The sequence below is a fragment of the Streptomyces sp. NPDC029674 genome, from assembly GCF_044903205.1.
GTDB lineage: Bacteria > Actinomycetota > Actinomycetes > Streptomycetales > Streptomycetaceae > Streptomyces.
Genome location: NZ_JBJDPY010000028.1, coordinates 55252 through 64231 on the forward strand (window position 1 = coordinate 55252; position 8980 = coordinate 64231).

General features: G+C 72.7%; 6 protein-coding genes. 4 read left to right on the plus strand and 2 right to left on the minus strand.

Annotation, left to right across the window (positions count from 1 at the left end; translation table 11 throughout):
• Positions 1-14: 14 nt before the first annotated feature.
• On the minus strand, positions 15-398 hold the full coding sequence (gene trxA / locus ACI2L3_RS37805) for a thioredoxin (RefSeq protein ID WP_404756992.1): 384 nt from the start codon (positions 396-398) through the stop codon (positions 15-17).
• Between the two features lie 164 nt (positions 399-562).
• Here trxA and ACI2L3_RS37810 point away from each other — a divergent pair, with 164 nt between their 5' ends.
• From ACI2L3_RS37810 to ACI2L3_RS37820, 3 genes are all read left to right on the plus strand, one after another.
• Positions 563-1987: a dihydrolipoyl dehydrogenase family protein gene (locus tag ACI2L3_RS37810; RefSeq protein ID WP_404756993.1), complete on the plus strand. Its 1425-nt coding sequence runs from the start codon at positions 563-565 to the stop codon at positions 1985-1987.
• 63 nt (positions 1988-2050) lie between these two features.
• Positions 2051-4117: a UvrD-helicase domain-containing protein gene (locus ACI2L3_RS37815; RefSeq protein ID WP_404756994.1), complete on the plus strand. Its 2067-nt coding sequence runs from the start codon at positions 2051-2053 to the stop codon at positions 4115-4117.
• Positions 4118-4227: 110 nt separating this feature from the next.
• Positions 4228-4830 carry a DUF4352 domain-containing protein gene (locus ACI2L3_RS37820; RefSeq protein ID WP_404756995.1) on the plus strand — a complete coding sequence of 201 codons (603 nt, stop codon included), beginning with the start codon at positions 4228-4230 and terminating at the stop codon, positions 4828-4830.
• Between the two features lie 33 nt (positions 4831-4863).
• On the opposite strand, the gene ACI2L3_RS37825 is transcribed toward ACI2L3_RS37820, so the two are convergent.
• The gene (locus ACI2L3_RS37825) at positions 4864-8133 is read right to left on the minus strand and encodes a bifunctional cytochrome P450/NADPH--P450 reductase (protein WP_404756996.1); all 3270 of its coding nucleotides are present in this window, start codon (positions 8131-8133) and stop codon (positions 4864-4866) included.
• Positions 8134-8330: 197 nt separating this feature from the next.
• Here ACI2L3_RS37825 and ACI2L3_RS37830 point away from each other — a divergent pair.
• Positions 8331-8980 (plus strand): PAS domain-containing protein (locus ACI2L3_RS37830; protein ID WP_404756997.1); only part of this gene is annotated, 650 nt, incomplete at its 3' end.

An 8980-nucleotide genomic window follows, 5' to 3' on the forward strand; every position in this document is an offset into this window, starting at 1 on the left:
GTCCCGCTCTCCGCTCACTGCTCCTGCTGCTTGGCCTGCTCCTCGGCGACCTGCCGGCGCACGTCGTCCATGTCCAGGTTCCTGGCCTGGCCGATGACGTCGGTCAGGGCGGCCTCGGGCAGCGCGCCCGGCTGGGCGAACACCGCCACCTGATCGCGGACGATCATCAGCGTCGGAATGGACTGGATGTCGAAGGCCTGCGCCAGCTCGGGCTGGGCCTCCGTGTCGACCTTGGCGAAGACCAGGTCGGGATTGGCCTCGGCGGCCCGCTCGTAGACGGGGGCGAACTGCTTGCACGGCCCGCACCAGTCAGCCCAGAAATCGATCAGAACGAATCCGTTGTCCGTGACCGTCTGGTCGAAGTTCTCCTTGGTGAGCTCCACTGTCGCGCTGCTCATGGTGTTCCCTACTTCCTGCTGTCGGGCGTAGCCGCTGTGCACAACGGCCGATGGTGCGAACGTATTCCGCCCGGCGCATGCGCGGACGGTGCCGTGCGTACATGGGCGTGTTCCGCGCGCGTACCCGTGTGGCCACGGCGCACACCTGCCGACAGACTGTCCTCATGACGGATGCCATCACGTACGACGTAGTAGTCATCGGAGCAGGTCCCGTGGGGGAGAACGTGGCGGACCGGGCCCGCGCCGCCGGCCTCGGCGCCGCGATCGTGGAGAGCGAACTGGTCGGGGGTGAATGCTCCTACTGGGCGTGCATGCCCAGCAAGGCCCTGCTGCGCCCCGTGATCGCCCGCGCCGACGCCCGCCGCGTCCCGGGCCTCCGCCAGTCCGTGCAGGGCCCCCTGGACGCGACCGCCGTCCTCGCCCACCGTGACGACTACACCTCGCACTGGAAGGACGACGGCCAGGTCGGCTGGCTGGACGGCATCGGAGTCGACCTCTACCGGGGCCACGGCCGCCTCGCGGGCCCCCGCAAGGTGACGGTCACCGGCACGGACGGCACGGAGCACACGCTCCAGGCCCGCCACGCCGTCGCCGTCTGCACCGGCACCCGTGCGGCCCTGCCCGACCTGCCGGGCCTCGCCGAGATCAAACCCTGGACGAGCCGTGAGGCCACCGCCGCCGACCACGTGCCCGGCCGCCTCCTGGTCGTGGGCGGTGGCGTCGTCGCCGTCGAGATGGCCACCGCGTGGCAGGCGCTCGGATCGAGGGTGACGGTGCTGGTGCGGGGCGGCGGCCTGCTGCCGCGCATGGAGCCGTTCGCGGGCGAGCTGGTGCAGGAGGCGCTCACGGAGGCGGGCGCCGAGGTTCGCTCCGGTGTCTCGGTCACCGCCGTCAAGCGCGAGAACGGCACGGTGACCGCCACCCTGGACGACGGCTCCACGCTCCAGGCCGACGAGATTCTCTTCGCCACCGGCCGCGCCCCCCGCACGGACGACATCGGCCTGGAAACCGTAGGCCTGGAGCCCGGCTCCTGGCTGCCCGTCGACGAGAGCCTGCGCGTGGAGGGCAGCGACTGGCTGTACGCGGTCGGCGACGCCAACCACCGCGCGCTCCTCACCCACCAGGGCAAGTACCAGGCCCGCATCGCGGGCGCCGCCATCGCCGCCCGCGCCCAGGGCGTCCCGCTCCTGGAAACCGACCGCTGGGGCGCCCACTCCGCCACCGCCGACCACGCCGCCGTCCCGCAGGTCGTCTTCACCGACCCCGAGGCGGCCTCCGCGGGCCTCACCCTCGCGGAAGCGGAATCCGCGGGCCACCGCGTCCGGGCCGTCGACTACGACATGTCGGGCGTCGCGGGCGCAGGCCTCTACGCCGACGGCTACCGCGGCCGCGCCCGCATGGTCGTCGACCTGGACCGCGAGATCCTCCTCGGCGTCACGTTCGTCGGCCCCGGAGTCGGCGAGCTCATCCACTCGGCGACGATGGCGGTCGCGGGCGAGATCCCCCTGAACCGGCTGTGGCACGCGGTCCCCGCGTATCCGACGATCAGCGAGGTGTGGCTGCGGCTCCTGGAGACGTACCGGGGCTGAGCCCTGCCGCTCCGGTCGCGGACGGTCCTATGATCGTCACTCCGCGTACGAGGGGGGCAGGGCATGGCGGGAGGCTGGTCGGCGTCACGGCGGGCGCAGGAGGCGCGGCGCCAAGAGCGGCTGCTGCGCGAACAGTGGCAGGCCGCCCGCAGTCAGGCACACCGGTGGGAGGCGGCGAGCGAGGGCGAACGCCGCGTCGCCGCCCAGCTGTTGGTGCTGACGGAGCGCGGCTGGCGGCTGCTGGTGGACCGCCGCTGGCCCGGCACGCGCACCGCCAACGTGGACATGCTGCTGGTGGGGCCCGGCGGTGTCTTCGTCATCGACGTCAAGAACTGGCGCTCCGCCCCGGAGACCGCGGACGGCAGGCTGAGAGCCGGAGGCGAGCCGCGCGACGAGCACGCCGCCAGACTCCTGGCCGTCACCAAGGCCGCCGAAGGCGCGGTGGCGTCGCTCGGCATGTCCCCCGTGGCGGTCCAGCCGCTCATGGTCTTCGCGGGCAGGCGGCTCGACGCCGAACTCGGCAGGATACGGCTCCTCGGCGAGCACGAGGTCGGGCCCGCACTGCTCGCGGAGCGCCACCGGCTCCGCACCGAGTCGGTCCGCGCCATCGCCGACCACCTGGAACGCGTCTTCCCGCACTACGAGGGATCGACGGTCGGCCGGTCGCCCTCCACCACCCCGGCACCACCCCGACAGGCCGAGCCCGACGGCCTCTTCGACCTCGAAGGGCTGCGGGACGCGGCGCTGGAGGGGGCGTTGCACGCCCCGATCGAGCAGTGGATGACCTTCCTCCACCCCGACCAGATCGCCCTGGTCCGCCGCAACTGGACGGGCCCCGCCCGCATCAGCGGTCCCGCCGGCACCGGCAAGACGGTCGTCGGCCTGCACCGCGCGGCCCACCTCGCCCGCCGCACCGGCGGCCGGATCCTGTACGTCACCTTCGCCAACAACCTGCCCCGGGTGCAGGCCACCTTCCTCAAGAGCATGTCCCCGGCGGTCGCGGACCGGGTGGACTTCCGCAGCCTGCACTCCTGGGCGCAGGAGTTCCTGCAGGAGCGCGGCGTACCGGTGCGCCTGCACAAGGACAAGGCCGAGACCGCTTTCAGCCTCGCCTGGAAGCACGTCGGACGCGACAGCAGGCTGGCGGAGATCGACCCGGCGCCCACCTACTGGCGGGACGAGATCCACCACGTCATCAAGGGCCGCTCCATCACCACCTTCGAGGAGTACGCCGTCGTGCCCCGGCGCCGCCGCAGGGCGATCCTTCGCCGACCGCACCGGCAGGCGGTGTGGGATCTCTACGAGGCGTACGAGTCGCTGCGCACCGAGCGGGGCGTGCACGACTTCAACGACGTCCTCTCCCTCGCGCTGGCGGAGGCGGCACGGCCCACCAGCCCTCGCCGGTACGCGGCCGTGATCGTGGACGAGGTCCAGGACCTCACCCTCGTCGGAGTGCGTCTCCTGCACGCGCTGGTCGGCGACGCCCCCAACGGCCTTCTCCTCGTCGGCGACGGGCAACAGGCCGTCTACCCGGGAGGTTTCCGCCTCACCGACGCGGACATCGACATCCGCGGCGACCGCGGACAGGTGCTGCGCACCAACTACCGCAACAGCAAGCAGATCCTCGACACCGCACTCGCGGTCGTCGCCGACGACGCCTTCGACGACATCGACGGCCTGCGCACACCGGGCCGCAGGGACGTCGACCTCACCTACCACGACGGCCAGGTCGTACGCGTCACGGAACCCACCGTCGCCGACCACGACCGGGCGCTGCTGGACGCCCTCGGCGCCCTGACCGCCGCCGAACGGGCCGACGCCGCGGTGCTGTGCCCCTCGAAGCGGGCCATCGACCACTATCAGCGCCTGCTCGCCCGCGCGAACATCGCGGTCTGCCCGCTGGAGCACTACGACGGCCGGCCGGTGGAGGCGGTCAAACTCGGCACGTACCGCAGGGCCAAGGGCCTGGAGTTCAAGCGCGTGTACCTGCCCCAGCACGGGGCCGACGCCTCCGGCACCACGGACGCGCCCGAAACGGCCCGGGAGCACGCGGAACTCACACGCAGCCAGCTCTTCGTGGCGATGACGCGGGCGCGTGACGTGCTGTGGCTCGGAAGTGTCAGCCGGTAGGCACACGGGCGTGTGTGCGGTGCGTATCGTGCAGCGGTTGGCACTCGTGCGCAAACGGAGGATCGTGAGGAAGAGAAGGTGACTCGGGGGTCGGTCCCGAGGAGGAACAGATGCGTCGGGTAATGCGTCGGGTACCCGCGGTGGTACTCGGCACGATCGCCGTCCTGGCGGCCGGTGCCACCGGGCCGCAGGTCGCGGGCGCCGCCTCGCCGGAGACCGCGATCAGCCTGTCCGGTGCGGACCGCCACTTGGACGGCCCGCACCTTCCCCTCGAGCCCGGTATCGGGTCCACGCTCTCCCTCACGGGGATCAGCGGCGGTGAGCGGCTCGACGTCACCGCCGTGAAGGTCGTGGACCCGGCGCGCACCACGAACGAGTTCCTGGCGCCCGACCCCGGCAACCGCTACGTCGCCGTGCAGTTCCGGCTGGAGAACACGGGCACGGCGCCGTACAAGGATTCCCCCACCAATGGCGCGGCGCTGGTTGACACGGACGGCCAGCGCTTCGACGCCGAGCTGGTCGCCGAGACGAATGCCGGTGCGTCCTTCCCCGCGATCGTGTCCATCTCGCCCGACGACACCGCTCTCGGATTCATCACCTTCGAGCTGCCGACCGACGCCCGGCCCGAGCAACTGCAGTTCTCCATGAACAGTGGTTTCTCCGACGACGTCGGTGAGTGGTCCCTGACGAAGTCACCGAAGGCGGAGAGCTGAGGCGGAGAGCTGGAGAGCTGAGGGCGGGACATCTCAGGCGCTCACATACACGTCCTCCACATACCGTCCCTCGGCGACCAGCTCCCGCCACCACGCCTCCGCCTCCGAGGCGTCACCGCCCGCGTGCTTCGTGCGCAGGTGCTGGAAGGCCTCGCGGACACCGGGTGCCATGCGGGCGCCGTCGCCGCAGACGTAGACACGGGCGCCGGACTCCAGGAGGTCCCAGAGCTCGTCGGCCTCGGCCGCGATCCGGTGCTGGACGAAGAGGAGGTCGTTCTCGGGAGCCTTGGAGTACGTCGGCCGCATGGACACCGCCCCCGCGTGTTCCGCGGCTTCGAGTTCCGCGCGGTGCAGGTAGTCGACGTCCGGGTGGTCGCAGCCGAAGTAGCAGAGGGCGGGCGCGAGCCGGGCGCCGCTCCGCAGGAGTTCCAGGCGGTCGGCGATGGCTCCCCGGAACGGGGCGAGACCCGTGCCCGCGCCGACCATGATGACCGGGGTCGCCGCGTCGGCGGGGATCCGGAAGGCGTCGCGGCAGGGCTGCACGCGCGCGTGGAGCGTGTCGCCGGGCCGCAGGCCGTGCAGGTACGACGAACCGGTGCCGCGGAACGTCCCGCGGCCGGAGCGGTCCGGTGCCGACAGGAGCGAGACCATCAGGTCGGCATGGCCCGGCGCGGCGGCGGGTGAGGACGAGATCGAGTAGTGGCGGGGCCGCACCGGCGGCAGCAGTTCGAGCAGGACGGCCCAGGGGAGCCGGCCGCACAGCGCCGGATGGTCGTCGATCAGGTCGAGGACGCCGCCCTGCCGCGCGGCCAACGCCCCGGGATCAGCGGCCAGTTGTTTCAGAGAGGCTCGCTCCGGCGGGCACGGGTTGTGCTCGGCGAGCAGGGCGACCTGCGCGGCGGTCGGCGCGTCCCGCAACTCGACGTAACGGCCGAGGAGTTCACGGACGGCGACGGGCCGGTCGAGCGGCAGGGTCGACCGGCCGGGCCGGTGCGCCCGGATGTTGAGGACGGCGTCCGGGTCGACGCCGAACAGTGACGCCGCGCGCTCCACCAGGTCGGGGTCGTTGACCGGCAGCACGGACAGGTGGTCGGCGGTGCGGTAGGTCACCCCGTCAGGAAGCGCCACGCGCAGGAACCGCTTCGGGCGGGCGAGCGGGTGGGACGGGTCGGCGAGGTCGGCGGTCTCCGTCACGGTCATCGGCACCGTGCCGTGCCGGGCGTCCAGCGCGTCCAGCGGTTCACCGGATACCTCCACGACGTCGTAGACCCTGACCGGAGCCGTGGCGTCGGCGGCGGCCCCCACGCTCTCCGGGTCCCCGTACTCCCGCAGCAGGGCGTGCCGGAGCGCCGCGGTGAAACGCCGTACCGATCCGGCGAGGTCCCCGGAGGCGTCGGCCTCGGCGCGCGCCAGGAGGCGGCTCCCGCCCGACGCCGCGAGACGGTCGTCGATGAGGGTCGGCACCCGCTGGTACGTCGCCGCCCAGTTGCGGTCGCCGACACCGAGGACCGCGTAGCGCACGCCGTCGGCGGCGTCCGGCGCAGCCCTGGTCAGCCAGGAGACGAACTCGCCCGCGTCGTCGGTGGGCCGGCCGTTGTAGGAGGCGGCGACGATCACCACGGGGGAGCCGGCGGGCAGCGCGTCGGCGGCTTCGTCGAGCGGCGCGACGCGCACGTCGAAGCCCAGGCCGGTGGCCATCTCGCCGAGCTGTTCGGCGTACTCGCGGCACGTGCCGAAGTTGGAGCCGTGCAGCAGCGTGAGGGCGGTGCCGGGCAGGGCCCGGGCGGGCAGGCCGCTCTCGCCCTCCGTACCGGTGGGCCCGGACCCGGCTCCGGATGCTCCGCCGACCGTGGTCCACCCGGCGGCGGCCGACCGGTTGCGTGCGCGGTCCTCGGGCGTGCGCGGAACCAGCGTCATGGTGAAGCCGTCGGGCTTCAGGGTGAGGGTCTCCTTGACCTTCAGGCGGTAGTCGGCGTGGTCGACGAACCGGTACCGGTGCACCAGCATGCCGAGCAGCATGGTCGCCTCGTGCAGCGCGAACTGCCGCCCGATGCAGGCCCGTTCACCCGTTCCGAACGGCTTGTACGCGTGCGGGGAGCGGGCCGCCTCCACCTCGGGGGCGAACCGCTCGGGGTCGAACTCCTCGACGTTGTCGCCCCAGACCGGGTCCCGGTGCAGCATCGGGGTGAGCACCACCACGTACTGGCCCGCCTTGACCGGATGGCGCCCGCCGATGACGGTGTCGGCGCGGGCCCGGCGCTGGAACGCGGGAGCGGTGGGCCACAGCCGGAGCGCCTCGTTGAGGACCTGTCGTACGTAACGCAGCCTGCCCACGTCCTCGTACGTCGGCTCGGGGTCGGGATCGTCGCCCCACAGAGCGTCGACCTCGGCCTGCGCGAGGTGCAGGACCGCCGGGTTCTTCAGGAGGTAGTGAAGGGCGAAGGAGAGGGTGCCGGAGGTCGTCTCGTGTCCGGCGATCAGGAACGTGATGACCTGGTTGCGGATGTTCGCCTCGTCCAGGGTCTCCCCGCTCTCCGGGTGCGGCGAGTTGAGCATCAGACCGAGCAGGTCGTCGGCGGAGGTGTCGCCCGACGCCTTGCGGGCCTCGATCACCTCGTCGACGACGCGGGCGAGGAAGGCGGCGTCGGCCTCGAACGCCGCGTCGTCGGCGGCGTAGTCGCCCGCGGGGTCCCGCGTCAGCTTCGCCTGACTGTGCGCCAGGCCCCGTACGAGTGCCTGCACGAAGGGGTGCGGATCGGTGCGGCCGAACGACTCGAAGTCGTAGCCGAAGCCGGACAGGCCGATGGTGTCCAGCGTCATCCTGGTCATGTCCTCGGAGACCTCCACCGGCGTGGACCCGGCCGCGCCCGGCGCGCACCGGGCGTCCCAGGAGGCGATGAGGCGCCGGGCCACGCGCAGCATGTGCGGGTGGTACGTCCGCATCGAGTTCATGGCGAAGGCGGGCAGCAGGATGTCGTGCGCCTTGGCCCAGTTGGGCTCCTCGTCGTACGCCGTGAACAGGCCGTCACCGGCGATCCCGCGGACGTTCTCCAGGGCCGGTCCGACGCCCTTGGCGAACCGCGTCTCGTCGGACAGTTCCTCGACCAGCTCCAGCGAGCTGACCCAGACGGTCTCGCGCCCGTGGTACCGGCGGACGTAGAAGGGACCGTGCCGCCGCGCGAGCTCCACGGACTGCTGGACCGGCGTGCTGGTCGGCCCGGCCGCCGTCACGTCGACGGTGGGCAGTACGAGGTCCGGATGGTCCCGGAGACCGCAGATCTCGACGGGGTGTTCTTCGCTCATCGGGCAGTGCCTCTTCCCATGTACGCGGGGGAGTTGAGCGCCCGGAAAGCGGGGCGCCACGTCCACGGTGGCCTCCCCCGGACGGCACCCCCGCGCGAGAACTACATAATCTTGTAGGGGTCTTTTCCGCCCCGCCGCTTGCGCGCCGAGCGACGAAGTGTGCGGCGGCCGAGGCCACCGACAAGACGAAGAGGGGTGTGCAGGAGGTGGAGCGAGTGCGGGCGGCGAAGCCGGAAGGCGGGGCGAAGCCGGTAGGCGGGGCGAAGCCGAAAAGCGGGGCGAAGCCGGAAAGCGCGGCGCGGGAGGCGGACGCGGCGGTCTGGCGCGGCCGCTTCCTCACCCTGCTGGACCGTTCCCCCGTACCGACCGCCATCGCCAGCACGGGCGGACTCGTCTCCGTCGCCAACCCCGCCTTCGCCACGGCGCTGGGCCTCCAGCCGGGCCGGCTGGCGAACAAGCTCCTGCTCGACCTGCTCACCCCCACCAACAGGCAGCAGCTCCGCAAACTCGACGAGGCCATGCGCTCCGGCCGCAGGTCCCGCTACCCGGTCGAAGTGAGCTGGACGGCACGGGGAACGGCCCGCCACGGGCAGGTCACCGTCGAACCCGTCACCGACCCGCTGGCGGACACACCGCCCCTGCTCGTGACGCTGCGCGTCGCGGAGGAGCGGGCGGAGACCCCGGGCAACGACGCGGCGGCCGGCGCCGACGGCGCGGGGGAGGAGCTCGCCCACCCGGCCCTGAGCGCGCAGGAGGCCCGCATCCTGCGTCTCGTCGCGGGCGGGGGGGGGGGCGCGGGGGGGGGGGGGGGGGGGGGGGGGGGGGGGGGGGGGGGCGGGGATCAACA